Raw genomic sequence first — 18943 nt, 5'->3', positions numbered from 1 at the left:
GAAGCCCCATGTCCGATTTCCGTAGCGACTTCCCCACCGACGACAACGGCGACACTGATCGCCCACGCGTGCGTACCGAGTACAAGTTCTCGCACGTCACCACCGGCCGTTACCTGCCCACGCCGGGCAAGGCGCCGGGCTGGCCGTTCGCGGAGATCGGCCACTGGAAGATGGACGTGGACGGCACGGCGGACGACTGGATCGCCGAGCTGACCGACTGGCGCCGCGAACACCTCACACGCATTGGCTTCGACGATGCCAACTACCGTCGTCCGGAACTCCAGTGGGCGCAGCGCAACTTCGTGCACGCGCAGATGATGGTGGAGGACCGCTACTTCTACGATCCGGTCGCCGGCCGTTACACGGTCGATCGCTACCTCGACGATCTCGAAGCTCGCTTCGGCGGCATCGACAGCGTGCTGATCTGGTTCGTGTATCCGAACATCGGCATCGACGATCGCAACAAGACCGACCTCGGCCACGATCTGCCCGGCGGCATCGAAGGCCTGCGCGGTGCCGTGGCGGATTTCCATCGCCGTGGCGTGCGCGTGTTCCTGCCGACCATGCCGTGGGACCACGGCACGCGTCCGCCGGAAGCCAACGACTGGGACACCATGGCCAAACTCGTGGTGGCCGTCGGCGCCGACGGCGTCAATGGCGACACCTACAACGGCGTGCCGCGCGCGTTCTTCGATGCGGCCGACGCAGCCGGTCGCCCGGTGGTTCTGCAGCCCGAATCCACCATCAGCGCCGAAGAGCAGCTGATCTGGAACGTGCAGAGCTGGGGCAAGAAGGCGCCGAACGAGGTCATCCCGCCCGTCGCCAAGTTCAAGTGGCTCGAACCGCGCCACATGATCAACTACGAAAACCGCTGGGGTCGCGATCGCAACCACGACCTGCAGTACATCTTCTTCAACGGCATCGGCTACAACGCCTGGGAAAACATCTGGGGCATCTGGAACCAGTTCACCCCGCGCGATGCCGAAACCCTGCGCCGCATCAGCCTGATCGAGCGCACGTTCGCGCCGGCCATGGTGAGCATGGACTGGCGTCCGTATGAGCGCACGTTGCAGGCGGGCGTCTTTGCCAGCCGCTTCCCGCTCGGCGATTACACGCTGTGGAACCTGGTCAACCGCAACGAGTACAACGTCGACGGCGAGCAGCTGAGCGTGCCGCACGTTGATGGCACGAAGTACTTTGACGTGTGGCATGGCACCGCACTGGAAGCGCGCGTGGTCGATGGTCGCGCGACCTTCGCCTTCGGCATGGAAGGTCGTGGCTTCGGCTGCGTCCTTGCGCTGCGTGCAGGTGCAGCCATTGACGGCCTCGACGAGTGCCTCGCGCGTCTGCGCACGCTGTCTTCCACCGCGCTGCGCTCGCTGTCGAACCAGTGGAAGTCGATTCCCCAGCACATCACCCACGTGGCTGCGACCGCGCCGCAGAAGAACGCGCCCGAAGGCATGATCACCATCCCCGCCGCCGAATTCGACTTCGCCGTCGGCGGCGTGGAGATCGAAGGCCAGACGTGGGAAGGCAACGATGTGCAGTATCCGTGGGAAGACAGCGCGCGTCGCCACCACCGTCACCGCCTGCAAATTCCGGCATTCCATATCGATCGTACGCCGGTCACCAACGCGCAGTTCCACGCCTTCCTGAAGGCCAGCGCATGGCGTCCCCAGGACGAGCACAACTTCCTGCGTCACTGGGTGGACGGCGCGCCACCGAAGGGTTGGGAAAACAAGCCGGTCACCTGGGTCTCGATCGAAGATGCGCGCGCTTACGCCGCGTGGGCGGGCAAGCGCCTGCCGCGCGAATGGGAATGGCAGTACGCCGCCCAGGGTACGGACGGTCGCCTTTATCCCTGGGGCAATGCGTGGGACGAATCGCGCATTCCCGAAATTCATCGTGGCCGCCAGATGCCGGCGCCCGACGATGTCGATGCGCATCCGGAAGGCGCGAGCCCCTTCGGCGTGCTCGATCTGGTCGGCAACGTGTGGCAGTGGACGGACGAGTTCAGTGACGAGCACACGCGCGCTGCCGTGCTTCGCGGCGGCAACCGCTACCAGCCGCAGACGTCGCACTGGTACTTCCCGCAGGCCTATCGCAACGACCAGCATGGCAAGTACCTGCTGATGGCACCGGCCAAGGATCGCTCCGGCGGCGTCGGCTTCCGTTGCGTGGTGGATGCTGCCTGATGGCCGTCCTTAACACCCAGCTCGGCGGTTTGCTGGGCGATGCCCTGCGGGCCAATCTCCAGGGCCGCCTCTCGCATTTCATCGTCGATGAGCACAGTCCGGCGATCGTCCTGTTCGGCCCCGCGCTGCGCGACAACAATCGCGGCGGCGACTGGTACGGCGAGCACGTGGGCAAGTGGCTTTATGCGGCGGCAAAGGCCGCGGCGCGCAGTGGTGACACCGCGCTGCGCGACCATGTCATGCGCGTGGCGGACTTCCTCGCCTCCGTGCAGACTCCGGACGGCTACCTCGGCACGTACGCAACCGACCATCGCTTCATGCAACCCCAGCCGCCGAAGCCGGTGACCTGGGACGGCGCGCCCAGCGTGCGCACCTGGGACATCTGGACGCACGCTTATCTGGTGCTCGGCCTGCTCGAAGTGCACAAGCACTTTCCGGAGGCGCGTTACCTGGAAGCCGCGCAGCGCATTGGCGACTTGTGCCTCTACACGCTGACCGAAGGCGGCATCGACATCACCGACCTGGGCAACCACTTCGGCATGTCGGCAACCGTCCTGCTCGATCCGGCGGTGGAGCTTTACCAGGCCACCGGCCGCACGCGCTATCTCGATCTGGCCCGCCACATCCTTGCGCAGGCCAATGGCCACGAAAACCTCGCGCTTCTGACGCGCGCACTCGCTGGCACGGATGCCTCGCAGATCGCCACGGGCAAGGCCTATCAGCTGGCCTGGAACCTGGTCGGCCTGGCCAAGCTCTACAAGGCCACGGGTGACGAGGATTACCGCCAGGCCGTCGACCATGTCTGGCACAGCATCCGCGAGCAGCACCTGACGCTCGGCGGAGGCCCGTGGGGCGGCGTGGCGCATCGTTCGCGCGAAGTATTCAACGCGCCGGGTGCCTTTAACCCGCAGGCTTATGTCGAAACCTGCTCGACGCTGGCGTGGATCCAGCTCAATCGCGAGCTCTTCCAGATCACGGGCGCGGCGCGTTACGTCGAAGAAATCGAACGATCCGCCTACAACGACCTGCTCGCTGCACAGGCGCCCAATGGCGAAGACTGGTGTTACTACGTCTTCCCCAATGGCAAGCGCGTGCATACAACCTACTGGCGTTGCTGCAAGTCCAGCGGCGCGATGGCGCTAGAAGAGCTGCCGGCGCTGGCTTACTCGTCGATGGGTGACGACGGCATCAGCGTCAATGTCTACGGCGAAGGCAGCACGCGCTTCACGCGCGCCGATGGCGGTGACGTCACGCTCACCCAGCGCACCGGCTACCCGTATGAAGGCGACATCGCGCTCACGCTAGGCTTGTCTCAAGCCACGCGCATGAGCGTTCGCCTTCGCCTGCCGTCCTGGGCCAAGGGGGCGAGCGCCAAGGTCAATGGCGATGCGGTGGAGGCAGCGCTTGTTCCCGGCGAGTTCCTGGTCCTCGAACGCGAATGGCGGGACGGCGACACCGTCGAACTGCGCTTCCCCATGCAGCCGACCCTGCATCGCGCCATCAACCGAAATATCCAGGAATCCAAGGCGCCGGACGGCAGCGATGTACGCCAGCAGGTGCTGTACTTCGAGTACGCCGCCATCACATGCGGCCCCCTGGTGTATGCCACCGGCTTGATCGACGGGTTCAAGACGGAAGAGACCGTGCGGCTGCCCGAGGGCGATCCCTCCGGGTGGCTTCATCGCACCACGTCGACGCTCGGCGAGCCGGTCATCCGCATGGAGCTTGGTTATCGCCCTGCGCTGGAATTCACGCCCTATTTCTCGGCCGGCGGTCGCGTCGATGGCGCGTGGCGCCTGACCTGGCTTTCACTCGCCCCTCACGCGGACTGAGTCGCTCACACAAGGATTTGTGCAGCCAGAAACTAGCTACGGCAGCTTCTTCTTTCCGACCCCCTGATGCACATTGCCTGTCCATCCGGGGAACGAAAAACCCATTGAATACGCATCGCATGGAAACCCTTTCGCCCCAGTCGAGCACCGACGCGCAAAGCCACGCAGGCCCCCTGGCCGGCATCCGCGTGCTCGACCTCAGCGCCTACATTGCCGGTCCCTATGGCTGCACGTTGCTGGCCGATCAGGGCGCCGATGTCATCAAGATCGAACCGCCTGGCGGCGATAACCTGCGCCAGTATCCGTCGACGCTTGCCAGCGAAAGCCGCGCCTTTCTCGGCGTCAATCGCAGCAAGCGCGGCATCGTGCTCGATCTCAAGCGCGCTGAAGATCACGCCGCGCTGCTTCGCCTGGTACGCGACGCGGATGTCCTGGTGCACAACTTCCGTCCCGGCGTCGCCGAACGTCTGGGCATCGATCACGACAAGCTCAACGTGATCAATCCGCGCCTGATCTACTGCGCGGTCACCGGCTATGGCGAAACCGGTCCGATGAAGGACAAGGCCGGTTACGACCAGGTGCTGCAGACCATGACCGGCATGTGCGCGCTGCAAGGCAAGCGCGGCGGTCCCCCGGAAGTGATCTTCGGATCGGTGGTGGATTACTACGCCGCCGCCTTGCTCGCTGCCGGCGTGTCGTCGGCGCTGTTCGAACGCGAACGCAGCGGCCTGGGCCAGTTCGTCGGCGTGTCCCTCCTTCGCAGCGCGCTGACCATGCAGTCCGCCCGCATGATCTGGGCCCAGGGCGAATCGCTGGATATCGGTCGCGACATGCGCTCCGGCGGCGTCACCGGCATCCATCCCACCAAGGACGGCTACATCTACATCTCCGCCAACACGCCGCATTTCTGGCGCGCACTGTGCGAGAAGACCGGCCTGGAACGCCTGCGCGACAACCCGCGCTTCGACACGGTGCGCAAGCGCGCCGAGCTGTACGTCGAGATCGTTCCGCAGCTGCACGAGGCGCTGGCTTCGCGCACGGCGCTGGAGTGGGAGCAGTTGTTCGGCGATGAAGTGCCGAGTGCTGCCGCGCGTCGCATCGAGGACATGTTCGAGCATCCGCAGGTGGTTGCCGAAGGGATGATTGCCTCGTTCGCGCATCCCGCCGTCGGGCAGTATCGCGGTGTGACGCATCCGATCAAGTTTGGCCGCACGCCGGGGCCCGAAGCGTTCGCTGCGCCGGTGTTGAATCAGGACGGTGCAGAGATTCTCACCGAAATCGGGGCGTTCGTGCCGCGGAGTGAGTGAGTCAGCGTCGAGCAACTCGACGCCCCCGGCCTTCATTCCATACCCTAGAGATATCTTTCAGCCGCATGGGGCCTATACCTCATGCGCGCCTGCTTGTAGGCATCGCCTCTTCTTCGCGACGTCTTACAGGAAATTCGAAGTACGCCCCGACCACTTCATCTGGCTCGCCGCAGCCAATCGCCTCACTTTGCCTCTCATAGCACGCCTACACGGCGCCCAACGGCTCATTGGTCGTTGTTAGGATGCGCGCCCCGCAGGTGACGCACATGGAGTGGCTCATGACTCAGGAAGCGCATGGCATCGCGCGCGACAGGCACGCGCCCTCTGATGGCCCATCACTTCTTCGCCGTGCATGGCGGGCGGCAGGCATTTGGGTGATGTTGGCGACGGGTTGTGCCTCAGCGCCGCCAACCCCCGATCCCTATCGGCTTGAGCCGCCGCCGGAAACCTTTAGCGCCCCACTCCCGTTCGGTGCCCACAATTTCTGGGGGTACTGCTTCAGCGTGACGGATTGCCATATCGAGTACGACAAGTTTGATTTTGGCGCATTCAAGAGTGACAACGATCCTGAGTTCGTGTTTCCCGCACCAAGAACGGATAAACACTATCGCCGCTTTCTGTCTTTTAGGCAGACGGGAATTCCGAACTTTCCAGAGCCTGCGCGCTTGTCCTGGAAGTCACTTGACGGTGTCCGGCATGAAGTTGAGATCGACCTGGCCGAAATCTTCAACGATCAGCTCATCTGGCATCGCGTCCCTCCTGACAACATGAAACGGTTCTACAGCGGCCCATCCGCACCACCACCAGACATATTCATCGAGGTCAACGATCGCACCGTGAATGTGCTGATGGCGATGTTTATACCGACGTTGCGCGCTCGCCAAGACAATGATCGCAGCTTTCACAGACGTGATTTCGTCCTGGCATGGACGAAGCGCTTTTAATTGAAGAAGGAGTTTGAGTGAACAAGGAAGCACACGAGATTGCCAAGGATGGCATTCGCAAAGATGGAGTGTCTCACTACGAAGCCACTTCAGATCAACTCGCGAGTTTCGAGAATGCGCATAATTCGCTGAGGAGTTTTTACACGCCGAGACTCATGTCATCTGAGTCATCACGGCAGCGAATCTTCATTGCTGCGTTCGACGGCACTGGTAACGACGCTTTGAACGATCCGACCCATAAGACCAATGTTGGAAACATCTCCGCGGAAATCGATGCCATCAGTGACCCTCGGATCGCCACAAGCTATCTCAGGGGACCCGGAACACAGGAGGATGTGGCCTCCCGTCTTTGGGATGGCGCAACCGGCTATACCCATGACCGCCGCGCGGAAGACATGTACAAAAGCTTCACTGATCAAGCAAGGGAATGGCTTGAAGAGGATCCAAGGGCCGATATAAGCGTCGTTGCTATTGGATTCAGTCGCGGCGCTGAGATCGCAGCGCAGTTCACGCGGATCGTAGACGAACGAGGCATTCAGAACCCCGATGGCGCGGAGTATGTCGTGGGAAGCGACAAACTCGTCCGCCGCGCTGTGCATTCGCTGCCACCACTAGTCGCTCCCGGTGAAGTCCCCCAAGCCGTCGGCTTGTTTGACCCCGTCAATACCGGGCGCCCCGAAGACCGCGATCGCCGCCTGCCGCCCTCCGTAGTCTCCGGTTTCCAGATCATCGCCGGTGACGAAAGGCGCAACAAGTTCAAGTCTGATCACATCATCGATCCCGGCCTTTCCCCGGACGGCCGCTTCCTCGGCGTTACGGTCGCTGGTGCGCACTCCGATATCGGGGGCAGCTATCACCGCAATGGCCTCTCTGTTCGCAGTGGCCACCTGATGAAGGATTATCTCAATTCGCTGAGCGATCAGCCCTTCCTTCAAAAGAAGCTGGAGCCAGACAATCCGGGGCTAAACGTCGTGCACCGCTCGGAAGAGGGAATGCTGCTCTATCGCCTGGACCGGAAAGTTGATCGCCAGTCACCTGAAGGACAAAACAAGCTGCTCGTTCCGATGTCCCAACGCAACAAGGTGGACAACCCCTACGACGCCGAACCTCGCGACGAAGCCATACACAATCGCTTTGAGCACCATCCCGTGCGCAGCGGCGCCCGAACCCAGGGTTTGCACGAATCTGCGCCGCACGGCATCACCAAACACAGCTCATCGAAATCCATGTTCGAGGCCTATGTTGACGCAAAACTGCGCGGAGACGACGCAGCATGCCGGGAAATCGCCCATGCATACAGCGAGACCCCAAAGGGTCAGGCCTTTCTTGCCAAGGGCCGAGAACTCTTTCAGCAGGAACAGGCGATTGAAAAGCAGCAGGAGCAGTCCCTTGGCTGCCAGTCGCCAGCTGAGCGCGCGCCAGCGCAGCGCGCACCTTCCATGCGGCGATGACCATGACGTCAGAAGATCCGTCGATGGAGCCGATCGAAGAACGCCTTATGAAGCTCGTGCTTCTGATCGAAAAGTTGGAAGCACGGGACGCGCGTATCGCAACCCAGCAGGAGCGGGGTGTGGAGGCATTACGCGCGGCGGCCAAAGAATCGGCGCAGCTGGCAAAACAGCTCGCATCAGGTACCGCCAGCAGTTTTCAACAGGTGGCCGGCGATGCCCTGCGTCAAGGCATCGCCGGCGCAGTACGCGAGGCCACCGGTCAGCTGGAAGCGTCCATGCGGGAAGTTCGTCGAGCAGCGGGCGAACTTCAAACCGGCCTGGACCGGTCGCAACGCATCCATCAGTCGGTCGCGTGGAAGGCGTTCATCGCTTGTGCGGTGGGTTCGGTGTTCGTCGTGGCGGCGTGCGCCTACGCCGTCATGACGGCGCGTACCGCGCTGACCCGTAGCGATTGGACGTCGCTGATCAACGCGGCAACCGAGGCAGGGCATCTTGCGCCCTGTGAGAAGGGCGGGTTGTGCGCGCGCATTGATGGGAAACGGTGGGTCCGCATTGACAGGGCAGAACGCCAGGCAAAGTAGGCAGCCATCGTCCTGGATTCGCCCCCCGCACAGAGACCCATGGGCATTCAGTAACCCCAAAGTCCGTCATTCCGGCGAAAGCCGGAATCCAGGCGCGACACGGCCGGTTGTTCGCCTCGTCACCACAAAGGCTCGACAGCTCACTACTCCCCCATGTCGTCACCACTGGATTCCGGCTTTCGCCGGAATGACGACGCGGAGGGCATCACCTTCCTATGCGGCCACAGCCTTCACACCCCCTACCCGCCCCCATCCCTAACGTCCCCGAATCACCCCAACCGATCATCACCATGCGCCCGACCGCACGCCGCCTATTCGTCGCTGCCTTCTCGCTCCTGGCCACCCTTTCCACCGCCAGCTTCGCCTGCACCCGCGCCGTCTACCTCGGCAATGACGGTGAAGTGATTACCGGCCGCTCCATGGACTGGAAGGTCGATGTGGGCACCAACCTTTGGATCTTTCCGCGCGGGATGGCACGTAGTGGTGAGGCCGGCCCCAACTCCTTCAAATGGAAGTCAAAGTACGGCAGCGTGATCGCCACAGGCTATGACGTGTCCACCACCGATGGCGCCAACGAAAAGGGCCTGATGGCCAACGTGCTGTGGCTGGTGGAATCGAAATATCCGAAATACGACGGCAAGAAGCCCGGGCTCAGCATCGCCATGTGGGCGCAGTATGTGCTGGACAGTTTTGCGACGGTGGATGAAGCCGTAGCGGCGCTACGCAAGGAACCCTTTATCATCGTCACCGACGAAGTTCCCGGAGAGCCGCGTCTGGCGACATTGCACCTGGCGATGTCCGACGCTACAGGGGATAGTGCCGTCGTCGAGTACATCGATGGCAAGCAGGTCATCCACCACGGCAAGCAATACCAGGTGATGACCAACTCACCCACCTTCGACGAGCAGCTTGCGCTCAACGCGTACTGGAAGGACATCGGCGGCACCACCATGCTTCCGGGCACCAATCGTTCGGCGGATCGCTTCGCGCGTGCTTCGTTCTACATCAACGCCATACCGAAGGCAGGCGACCCGAACATCGCCATGGCGTCCGTGCTCAGCGTGATTCGCAATGTGTCGGTGCCCTACGGCCTGAACACGCCCGATCAACCCAATATCTCGTCCACCCGATGGCGCGTGGTCTTCGATCACAAGCGCCAGATCTACGCCTTCGATTCGGCGCTCACACCCAATACCTTCTGGGTGGACCTGCACAAGCTGGACTTCAACGCCGACACCGGCAAGGTGAAGAAGCTCGACCTGGGGCCGGATCAGCGCAACACCTTCGCCGGGGAAGTGTCGGGTAGCTTCAAGGAAGCCAAGCCCTTCCAGTTCGCCGGCCTGCACTGACGCTCACCGGAAGCTGGGGTGCTCCCGCTCCGCCATCAGGCGCCCCAGCTCCTCCACCAGATCCGTCCGTGTGGCAGGAGCATCGAGCACATAGACGGCAACGTCATGCGGGCCCACATGCGCCTGCAATGAGCCGCCAGCGGCCACGGTGGCGCTCTTGCCACCCAACGCAGACTTCCAGGTCCCTTCCTGCAGGTGCTCGGACACACCGACGTCCTTCGCCTGACCGCCCTTGTTGAGCACCACCAGCGCCTGCTGATTCACCCCGTCCTTCTGATAGACACGATAGAACACCGCCAGGTCGCCCTCGAATCTCACAGGCAACATGAGTCCACGCTGCAAGGCGGGGAGCTTTGCACGCAGGTTCGCGATTCGCTTCAGTTGCTGATAGATCCGACTCTTCGGCGCCGCAGCAATACGTTCCTGCCCGAAGTAGTTCCGGTTGCCCTCATGCTCCGCGCGACCGCGCTCGAAACCCACCTCCGACCCGTAATACACCGCCGGAATGCCCCGGGCGGTAAACAGAAAATTGTGCGCGTCAATAAAGCCATCGTCCGTGGCGTTCATCCGCGCCATATCGTGGTTGTCGTAGAACGTCACCATCTCGTACGGGTTCTGATACGGCCCATTGCGTAGATAGAGCCGCTCCCCAATACGCACAAAGTCACTCTTCGGCTTCTCGAACGTATCGGTCATCCGCTGACGCAGCGGGAAGTCCAGCAGGCTGATGTCGCCGTTACGCTTCCAGGTGTACTGCGCAATGTTGTCAGCGCTGTAATCAAAGGCTTCGCCAAACATGAAGAAGCCCGGGTGATGTGCGCGAATCCGCTCCGCGAACTGGAGCCAGAAGTTCGGCGACATATGGCTGATGGTATCGATACGGAATGCGTCCGCACCCTGACTCGCCCACTGCTCATAAGCGCCCGCGAAGTAGTCGAGTACCTCAGGATTCTCGTCGTTATTGTTCGACAGCTGCGCCAGGTCTTCATACGCGTGATAGAACCGATGCAGCGGATTGCGCACCGGATCGAGCTGCTCCGGTCGCAGGTTCTGGTGATCCGCAATCAGCTTGCCGTCCTTGTCGAAAATCTGCCCGAATTGCGGCTGCGCCACCGGCATGCTGAAAGCCGGTGAGCCGTGATTGGCCACGATATCCAGCACCACCTTCAGCCCCTGCTTGTGCATCCCCTGGGTGAACTGCGCGAAGTCGAGGTTCTTGCTCGGCAGATGCTCGTCGAGCTTGTAGAAGTTCACGCCCCAATAGCCATGAAAACCGGTCTTGCCGCGATCGGCGAACTTGGCGCCCCAGGTCACCGGGTCGCCACCGGTAAACGCCTCATCCGGGTTGTCGACGATCGGCGTGATCCACACCGCGCCGAAGCCCATGCCACGGATGTAGCCGGCGTTGTCGAGCACGCCTTTGAAATCGCCGCCGAGGTAGCCGATGTTGTCGGTCTCGCCGTTCGGGCCCGGCACCGGGATGTCGAACGTGCGATGCGCCCCACCCTGGTCGCGATGGTCATTCGACGGATCGCCATTGACGAAGCGATCGGTCATCACGAAATAGATGGCGTTGGACGCGAACGGCTTGTCCGTGCCGTAGTAGTCGGTGGCATGGGCTTGCGAGGCAGCCAGCGCGAGGGCAAGACCGAAGGCGAGAGGCTTCATGCGTGCGAGTTTCCAGTCAGGGGGGACGTGCTTTCAGCGACCGGTTCGCCGACGCGAAGCACGCACAGTCCGGCCAGTACGAGGCTGACGCCACCCAGCGCAAGCGCATAGATGGGTTGGCCGTGGAAAAACAGCTTGAGCAACAAACCGAGTACCGCGGCGGCAAACAACTGTGGCACCACGATAAATAGATTGAAGATGCCCATGTACACGCCCATCTTGTGCGCGGGCAGGTTGTCCGAGAGCAAGGCATACGGCAGCGACAGGATCGACGCCCAGGCAAAGCCCACGCCAACCATCGACACGACCAGCCACGACGGATCGCGGATCAGAAGGAACGACAGCAGGCCCGCACCGCCGAGCCAGACATTGATCAGATGACTCACGCGCAAACCGAACCGCCTCACCATCCATGGAATCACGATGGCGGCCAGCGCGGCGAAGCCGTTATAGGTGGCAAACAGCACACCCACCCAATTGGCGCCATCGTTGTAGGCCGCCGAGTGCACGTCGGTCGTCCCGTAGTGATGCTCGGCCACGCCGGGCGTCGTGTAGATCCACATCGCGAAGAGCGCGAACCACGAGAACAGCTGCACCCAGGCCAGGCGACGCATCGCCTGCGGCATGGTGAAGACATCGGCGAGCACCTGGCGTGCCATGCCGGCGCTGCGCGTCCGTGATAGCCACAGCAAGGCCAGACCGAAAAGCGCAACGCCCACCGTAAGCAGGAGCACTTCCTTTTCGACGCGCAGCCACACAACCAGCGCCGAAGCGATGGCGCCCACCAGCGCGCAGATCACGCCCCAGCGCGTGGCGGCCGCAGCATTCACGGAAACCGGCGCTGCGTCATGTGCGTCGTCGAACGCTGCCAGCGCTTCGGGCGGATACTCACGCGTGCTCATCACCGTCCACAACACCGACCCCATCAGCACGACGGCACCGGCATAGAAGGCGTACTTCACCGTATCCGGAATGCCGCTGGCGCCGGGCACGTTGCTGACGCCCACGCGCGCCAGTATCCACGGCAGCAGGGACGCCACCACCGCGCCCAACCCGATGAAGAAGCTCTGCATCGCGTAGCCCAGCGGACGCTGGCGCGGCGGCAACTGATCACCGACAAAGGCGCGGAACGGCTCCATCGAGATATTGATCGACGCGTCCATGATCCACAGCAGCCCTGCGGCGAACCACAGCGTGGGCGAGTTCGGCATCCACAGCAAGGCCAGCGTGGTCAGCACGGCGCCCAACAGAAAGTACGGGCGGCGGCGACCCAGGCGGTTCCATGTGCGATCGGAGTAGTGCCCGACGATGGGCTGCACGATCAAGCCCGTCAGCGGCGCGGCAATCCAAAGCATCGGGATATCACCAACGTCCGCTCCCAGGGTCTGGAAGATGCGACTGACATTCGCGTTCTGCAGCGCAAAGCCAAACTGGATGCCCAGGAATCCAAAGCACATGTTCCAGATCTGCCAGAACGACAGCGCGGGTTTCCTCGTCATGGTGCGTCGTTCCCCAGGGGCGTGATCAGCAAGGCGTCGACCGGCGCGGGATTGAGCGGTCCGCTCGCGCCGCCCTGCCCGCCGGTGTAGTGCCCGAAGTGGGCAAGGTAGGACATGTTGAAGCCGCGCTCCAGCGAGAAGCGGCACGTGGCGCCCTGCTTCGCGCGGAAGCGGCCACGCGTGGACTCCTGCACGCCAACGCTATGCGGAAGCGTGAGAACCACGCGCTGCCCAGGGCTTCCGGCACAGGCGATGTTGATCCACTGAACACCTGCAGTGATCCCGGTGTTGATCGGACCGTGATCGTTCGCATAGCGCGCAGCGAGTTGGTACTCGCCCGCCGCCGCGGCCTTCCACGTGCGCGGCCAGCCACCCGCGACCTCTGCGACATCACCCTTGCAAACCATCGGGCTGTGGAGCGACTCGATGCCCTTGGCGTCCAGCTGCGTCACGCTAATGCATGTCTGCGTTCGCGACTTGGGCAAGCTCGACGCGTCGACACGCTTGCCGTTGACATAGAGCGTTGTCCCGGCCGCACGCTCGATACGCCAGGACGACCCTTCGTCCTCCAGTGCCGGTGCCGGTGGCGTTGCCGGCGCATAGAGCAGCGCATCGCTGCGCAACGGCGCACCGCCGCTGGCCACGGCCTTCAGCGTCACGATGGTACGCACGCCATGCGTGTCTGTCGAATCGGCGACCAGCATGTCGCCCTTCATGTCGACCGGCCGAATCAGCTCCACCTCGCGCCCGTGCATTTCCAGAAGGATGCGCTCGCCCTTGCCAAACAGCATCGGCACCAGCGACACCGGCAGCTTCGGCTCGATGCGCCCGTCGGCCTGGAGGCCGAACACGCCTTCCGTCACCATGCTGAGGTATCCCGCGACCGACCACAGCTGTCGTGGCGAATCCACCACCGGCCCACTCAGGGCACCCTCATCGACATGGATAGCCTGCGAGGCCAGCTCGTAGTTCTCCATGTTGGAGCCGGCCAGCGCGGCGCCGCGCATCAGTGACTGCACCTCGTGCGCGATACGCGCGGGCTGATTGACGGCGCGTGCCGCACGCAGCGCGTAGGCGCTGACGAACGGCCAGATCGCCCGGTTGTGATAGATCGGCACGTCCGCGCGCTCCGGCCATATCACCGGGCTGCCCGCGGGCCAGGCCGGATACTGGGCAAGCGCACGTTTCGCGCGCGCTTCGTCCGCCACGCCGCTGGTCACGGCCAACGCCGTTCCGAGCAGGTCGTAGGCCTCGTAAGGCACCGGATGATCGGCGCCACCGATGTAACTCATGTACTGGCCGCGATCGTCCCGCCAGAAGCGGCGATTGATGGCGGCCTTCAGTGCATCGGCCTGCGCGCGATAGTCGGCGGCGGCATGCGGATCGCGCTTCTCAGCCATGGATGCCGCCAGCGCCAGCGCTTGGAAGTGCAGCACGTTGGTCGACAGCGCGAAGGACTGGCCGAGGAACACGACGTTGTCGGCGGTCCAACCCGAATAGGTTTGCTGGCGCCAGTCGAGGAACGACGTCTCGCCCCGATACAGGCCCATCGCGTCGTCAAAGACATAGGCGCGATCCTGAGTCAGCGTATCGCGCAGCGCGCGGTAGACGTCGTCGGCGAAGGACGTGTCATCCAGCAGATGCCGCGCCGCAAGGAACCACACCACGCGGTCGGTGCTGATCGGCCAGCTTCCACCCGAGCCCGTATCCTGCGCGACGAACAGACCCTGCGTGGCCCTCGGCTCACGCACCGTTGAAAGCTTGAAGCGCAATGACGCCCGCGCGCGATCAGGATCGAGCTGCGCCAGGCCAAGATCGACGGCATACGACAGATCGCGCGTCCACACGTAGTGCCATTTTTCGCCGGTCTCAAAGCAATGGCAGGGGATCTGGGTGCCATGATCGAAAGCGTCGTCGCGGATGGCTTCGACCGAATCCTTGCTCAGATCATCCTGCGCCAGGGCAAATAGTCCGTTGAACAGGACGCTCGCCGTTCGCACACGCATGGCTTGCGGCGCGAGCACTCGCTCGCCGGTCGGCGTATGCAGCACGAAGCCACCGTCGGGGCGAGTCGCCATGCTGGCCTCGCGTCCTTGCCAGCTCACGCGGGTTTGCCAGGCATCGTCTGCCCGGGCCGTCGAAACCCCACCGGCCAGGGCAACGGCGATGACAAACGAGAGCGTTTTCAACGGGCCGTCTCCACCACGATGCGATGGGCTTCCCAGGCGGGGATCTCCACGCGGGTCACCGCCCCGAAACGATCCGACCCCGTCGTCCACGCCTTGGCTGGCAACGCGACGCCGTCCAGGGTGACCGAGGTTGCCTCCACCCCGTGGAGGCGCAGCTCCAGCGTGTGCGTCTCGCTGGCGTAATCGCCTTCGGCCTTCGACGTCTGGACGCTGATCGTCGACCCCGTGCGCTGCTGGGTAATCGTCTGCTTGCGCCAGGCACCGCCCTCGTACGCGTAGGTCTTGCCATCGTCGTCGTACAGGTTGAAGCCAGATGCCACCGACGCCGGGAACATCTCCACTTGCCAGCTCGTCACCGGATGCTCGCCCACGTAATTCATCACCGGCTGCATCGGAATGATGGCACCTTCACGAACAAACAGAGGGATGTCCGACCACGCCTTGCTGTCGACCGCCAGCTCGATGCTCTGCTTGCCTTCGTAGATTTTGCCAGTCGCGTAGTCGGTCCAGCGACCTTCCGGCAGATAGATCGCCTTGCGCACCTGGCCCTGTTCCACCACCGGCGCGGCCAGCAGATAGTCGCCGAATAACCAGGCGTCGACGTCCTCGCGCAGTTTCACATCATCGGGCCATTCGACCAGCAAAGGCCGCACGATGCCGACACCCGTATCGCGGCGCACCTGTTCGTAAGCGTAGATGTAGGGGATGAGCTGGTAACGCAGGCGAATCGCCTTGGCCGCCGCTTGCTCCGCGACGGGGCCATACACCCACGGCTGCCGCTTCTGCCCAAAGTCACCGTGCACGCGGAATATCGGCGTGAACGCACCGAACTGAATCCAGCGCGCATAGTTCTCCGGCGTCGGCGTGCCATGCTTGAAGCCGCCGCCGTCCATGCCCCACTGCATCGCGCCAACGTTGATGGCGCTCAGCATGCGCTGACGCTGCGCCTTCATGCTGTCAAAGCCCGTGAAGATGTCGCCGGACCACAAGCCGTACGCATAACGCTGCGATCCAAGATAGAAGTTGCGATTCACCGACCACACGCGCAGGTCGCTGTGCGCGCGCTGGCCGTCATACATCGCCCGCTGCATGTCGAGGAATTGCGTGTCGCTGTCGACGGTGTCGGCTTCATCGTTCCACCAGCCGACCATGCCGGTATCGAAGGACTGGCGCAGCGCGTCGTTGAAGAACCACGCACGCGCCTCGGGATTGGCGAAGTCCACGTCGCGGACGGTCTTGTGCGAAAAGTAGTCGGGCGCGGGCTTGCTCGCCGCCAGCCAGAAACCATGGTCGGTGGCGTAGCGACCTTGCTCGGAGTCCAGGTGCACGCGTGGCTTCATGATGCCGGTCAGGTGCACGCCCTTGGCATCCAGCATGCGCTTGAGTTCGCCGGTCGGTCCGCCGGGAAACTTGATGTCGTTCCAACGGAACTCGCCGTAGTGATCCTCGCCCCAGGCTTTCCAGTCGAAATCGAGCGTGATGTTGTCGATCGGAATCTGTTTGGTGCGATACGTGTCGACGATGCTGAGCAACTCCGTCTGATCGACACCCCACTGGCTGTTGGTGAAACCCATGGCCCATTTCGGGAACAGCGGCGTCGCGCCACTGACCTGCGCCAACGCGCCGAACAGTTCCTTTGGATTGCCGACGAAGACGTAGATGCTGCCAATGGTCTTGCCCTTCCGCGCGGTGGCGCGGATATGCTGGGCATCGACGACAAAATGCGCGCCCTCCACGTCAGCGAGCACGCCGTAGCCGGACGTGCTCCATGCGAACGGCGCGCCGGCATAACCCTGCTCGCCCGCCTTGGCCATCGACTTGCCCTGACGGCGCAGGCCGCCATCGGCCGTCTCGAAGGCGTCGTAGCCATGGATGCCGTAAATGTCATCGCCGCGCGCGTGCGACACGGCAAGCCGGCCCTTGGCGAGCGCGGCAAGGTCCACGTCGACGAGCGCATGATGCGCGGCGTCCTCAACGTGCACCAGGCGTGTCCTGGCATCCCAGGTCGCGGCCATCGCGTCCGTGCTCAACGCCTGCCCGCTGACCTGTGCCGGCGCGACAGGGAATGAGGCCCGTGGATCGACGACGACCGACGGCACCGCCGCCTTGCCGTCGGCTCCGGCAAACGTGAGCTTCAGGATGCGCGGCGTCAGTGCCTGCACCGTGACCTGCCCACCCGGTACGTCGATGCGCCAGCCCGATTTGGCCACGATGGGTGCCGACGCCGCTTCAGCCCCGGCGGCAACCATGCCTGCAAGAAAAATCGTCGCCACGTGTGCCGCCTTCTTCGTCGAGCGCATCATTGGATCACCACGGAGGTATAGGGCGGCAGCGTTAGCGCGCCATTGGCCAGGCTGGCGTTGCCGCCGACATGCAACTGCATGCTGGCGTGCGCCTTGCCGATCTTGATGGTTTGCGCCTTGCCGGAGAGATTGTGCGCCACCAGCACGCTGCGCGCGCCCTCGGCGCGTTCAAAGGTCAGCACGCGCGCATTGCCGCTTTCGACTGCCCGAAACTCGCCATCGCGAAGCAACGGCTGCTCGATGCGCCAGTGAATCAGCGTGCGGTAGGTAGCCAGCAGGGAGGCGGCATTTGCCTCCTCGGCCTGCACCGACACCTCGCCACCCTGCTTCACCGACGACGCCTTCCAGCGGCTCTCGCCCTCCACCCCCGGCTCGCGCGACCAGCGCATCGGCTCACGCACATTGGCATCGGGCTTTTTGCCCAGCATGCCGATCTCTTCGCCGTAGTAGACGAACGGCCGACCGGGCAAGGTCATCAGCAGGGCGGCAGCGACGCGCATGTGGTCAAGGTTACCGCCCAACTGGCTGAGCACGCGGTCCTGGTCGTGGTTCGACAGGAACGGCGAATCCACGAAAGCATCGCCCGCGGCCTGCGCATAGCTGCGATACGTATCGGACAGCAAGGTGTCGAGACCGTCGACCTTCTCGCTGCCAGCGCTCTTGATCAGCTGCGCGGCCACCGGAAAGTTGAACACCGAGCCCAGCGGCTTGAGATAAGGCGCCAGGTCCGACATTGACGGCTGCATCACCTCACCCACCAGATACACGTCCGGCCGCACCCGCTGCATGCCCTGGCGGAACTCCGTCCACCAGACAACGTTCTTGCGCACCGTTTCCGGCTTGCCCGTGTCGCTCTTCAGGTCATCGTAGATATGCCGTGCGGCGTCCAGACGAAAGCCGTCTACGCCCTTGCGCAGCCAGAACTGACCGACGTCCACCATCTCGTGGCGCACCGCCGGCTCATCGAAATTGAGGTCCGGCATCGCGCCAGTGAAACCGCTGAGGTAGTACTGCCCGTTCTTCGCATGCCAGGCGCGGTCACCGGCGGCGGCGGGCGCGTTGATGTCGGTCGCCGGACCCGCCCACGTGTACCAGTGTCGGTACGGGCTTTTCGGATCCAGCGCGGACACGAACCACGGATGCTGGTCGCTGGTGTGGTTGATCACCAGGTCCATGATGATCTGGATGTTGCGCTTGTGCGCTTCCTGCACCAGGCGCTCGAAGTCACCCATGGTGCCGTACTGAGGAAGGATGTCGCGATAGTCGGTGATGTCGTAACCGTGGTAGCTCGGCGACGGATTGATCGGCATCAGCCAGATGCCGCTGACACCGAGCGACTGCAGGTAATCGAGCTTGGCGGTGACGCCGTTGAGGTCACCGATGCCATCGCCGTTGGTGTCGTACCAGGCGCGGACAAAAATTTCGTACCAGACGCCGGAGCCTTGCGACGGCGGCGCTTCGGAAGGAGCCGCGTGCAGCGGCAAGGCCATGAGGGTGGCGAGAACAGCGGCAAGCGCGGACTTCTTCCAAAACATGAGCACTCCCTTGGCGGGAGGCCGACACGCAACGCGCCCACGACTCCCGCGGAAAAAAACAGCCCGCCTCCCGGGGTACTAGGAGGCGGG

General features: G+C 63.3%; 12 protein-coding genes. 7 read left to right on the top strand and 5 right to left on the bottom strand.

Annotated elements, in window-relative coordinates:
• Positions 1-8 precede the first annotated feature (8 nt).
• The 7 genes from EYV96_RS12580 (at position 9) to EYV96_RS12550 (ending at position 9659) form a co-directional block, all read left to right on the top strand.
• On the top strand, positions 9-2195 hold the full coding sequence (locus tag EYV96_RS12580; protein ID WP_131151894.1) for a formylglycine-generating enzyme family protein: 2187 nt from the start codon (positions 9-11) through the stop codon (positions 2193-2195).
• Positions 2195-4027 (top strand): glycoside hydrolase family 127 protein, encoded by a 1833-nt coding sequence (locus tag EYV96_RS12575; RefSeq protein ID WP_131151893.1) that lies wholly within the window; start codon positions 2195-2197, stop codon positions 4025-4027. The genes EYV96_RS12580 and EYV96_RS12575 overlap by 1 nt, the downstream gene beginning before the upstream one ends.
• A 119-nt stretch (positions 4028-4146) precedes the next feature.
• Positions 4147-5334: a CaiB/BaiF CoA transferase family protein gene (locus EYV96_RS12570; protein ID WP_131151892.1), complete on the top strand. Its 1188-nt coding sequence runs from the start codon at positions 4147-4149 to the stop codon at positions 5332-5334.
• Positions 5335-5612: 278 nt separating this feature from the next.
• Positions 5613-6278, top strand: a complete 666-nt coding sequence (locus tag EYV96_RS12565) for a hypothetical protein (RefSeq protein WP_131151891.1) — start codon at positions 5613-5615, stop codon at positions 6276-6278.
• Between the two features lie 17 nt (positions 6279-6295).
• On the top strand, positions 6296-7729 hold the full coding sequence (locus EYV96_RS12560; protein WP_131151890.1) for a phospholipase effector Tle1 domain-containing protein: 1434 nt from the start codon (positions 6296-6298) through the stop codon (positions 7727-7729).
• 2 nt (positions 7730-7731) lie between these two features.
• A complete protein-coding gene (locus tag EYV96_RS12555; protein WP_131151889.1) occupies positions 7732-8310 on the top strand; it encodes an AAA family ATPase in 579 nt (192 codons plus the stop codon).
• Positions 8311-8600: 290 nt separating this feature from the next.
• Entirely contained in the window at positions 8601-9659 is a 1059-nt protein-coding gene (locus EYV96_RS12550; protein WP_131151888.1) for a linear amide C-N hydrolase, read from the top strand.
• Positions 9660-9662: 3 nt separating this feature from the next.
• On the opposite strand, the gene EYV96_RS12545 is transcribed toward EYV96_RS12550, so the two are convergent.
• From EYV96_RS12545 to EYV96_RS12525, 5 genes are all read right to left on the bottom strand, one after another.
• On the bottom strand, positions 9663-11327 hold the full coding sequence (locus EYV96_RS12545; protein ID WP_131151887.1) for an alpha-amylase family glycosyl hydrolase: 1665 nt from the start codon (positions 11325-11327) through the stop codon (positions 9663-9665).
• Complete coding sequence (locus EYV96_RS12540; RefSeq protein ID WP_131151886.1) at positions 11324-12826, bottom strand: MFS transporter; 1503 nt, start codon at positions 12824-12826, stop codon at positions 11324-11326. Before EYV96_RS12540 ends, EYV96_RS12545 begins: the two co-directional genes overlap by 4 nt.
• Complete coding sequence (locus EYV96_RS12535) at positions 12823-14904, bottom strand: glucosidase family protein (RefSeq protein WP_240732605.1); 2082 nt, start codon at positions 14902-14904, stop codon at positions 12823-12825. Before EYV96_RS12535 ends, EYV96_RS12540 begins: the two co-directional genes overlap by 4 nt.
• A 107-nt stretch (positions 14905-15011) precedes the next feature.
• Positions 15012-17318 (bottom strand): glycoside hydrolase family 31 protein, encoded by a 2307-nt coding sequence (locus EYV96_RS12530; protein ID WP_131151884.1) that lies wholly within the window; start codon positions 17316-17318, stop codon positions 15012-15014.
• Entirely contained in the window at positions 17315-18853 is a 1539-nt protein-coding gene (locus tag EYV96_RS12525; protein ID WP_240732510.1) for an alpha-amylase family glycosyl hydrolase, read from the bottom strand. Before EYV96_RS12525 ends, EYV96_RS12530 begins: the two co-directional genes overlap by 4 nt.
• Positions 18854-18943 lie beyond the last annotated feature (90 nt).

The organism is Dyella terrae, assembly GCF_004322705.1.
GTDB classification, from domain to species: domain Bacteria; phylum Pseudomonadota; class Gammaproteobacteria; order Xanthomonadales; family Rhodanobacteraceae; genus Dyella_D; species Dyella_D terrae.
This window is presented reverse-complemented; position numbering and strand designations above follow the sequence as displayed.

Coding starts and splice junctions, on each gene's coding strand:
- EYV96_RS12575 (WP_131151893.1), top strand. CDS start 2,195: ATGGCCGTCCTTAACACCCAGCTCGGCGGTTTGCTGGGCGATGCCCTG.
- EYV96_RS12550 (WP_131151888.1), top strand. CDS start 8,601: ATGCGCCCGACCGCACGCCGCCTATTCGTCGCTGCCTTCTCGCTCCTG.
- EYV96_RS12545 (WP_131151887.1), bottom strand. CDS start 11,327: ATGAAGCCTCTCGCCTTCGGTCTTGCCCTCGCGCTGGCTGCCTCGCAA.
- EYV96_RS12530 (WP_131151884.1), bottom strand. CDS start 17,318: ATGATGCGCTCGACGAAGAAGGCGGCACACGTGGCGACGATTTTTCTT.
- EYV96_RS12565 (WP_131151891.1), top strand. CDS start 5,613: ATGACTCAGGAAGCGCATGGCATCGCGCGCGACAGGCACGCGCCCTCT.
- EYV96_RS12535 (WP_240732605.1), bottom strand. CDS start 14,904: ATGGCGACTCGCCCCGACGGTGGCTTCGTGCTGCATACGCCGACCGGC.
- EYV96_RS12555 (WP_131151889.1), top strand. CDS start 7,732: ATGACGTCAGAAGATCCGTCGATGGAGCCGATCGAAGAACGCCTTATG.
- EYV96_RS12540 (WP_131151886.1), bottom strand. CDS start 12,826: ATGACGAGGAAACCCGCGCTGTCGTTCTGGCAGATCTGGAACATGTGC.
- EYV96_RS12570 (WP_131151892.1), top strand. CDS start 4,147: ATGGAAACCCTTTCGCCCCAGTCGAGCACCGACGCGCAAAGCCACGCA.
- EYV96_RS12525 (WP_240732510.1), bottom strand. CDS start 18,853: ATGTTTTGGAAGAAGTCCGCGCTTGCCGCTGTTCTCGCCACCCTCATG.
- EYV96_RS12580 (WP_131151894.1), top strand. CDS start 9: ATGTCCGATTTCCGTAGCGACTTCCCCACCGACGACAACGGCGACACT.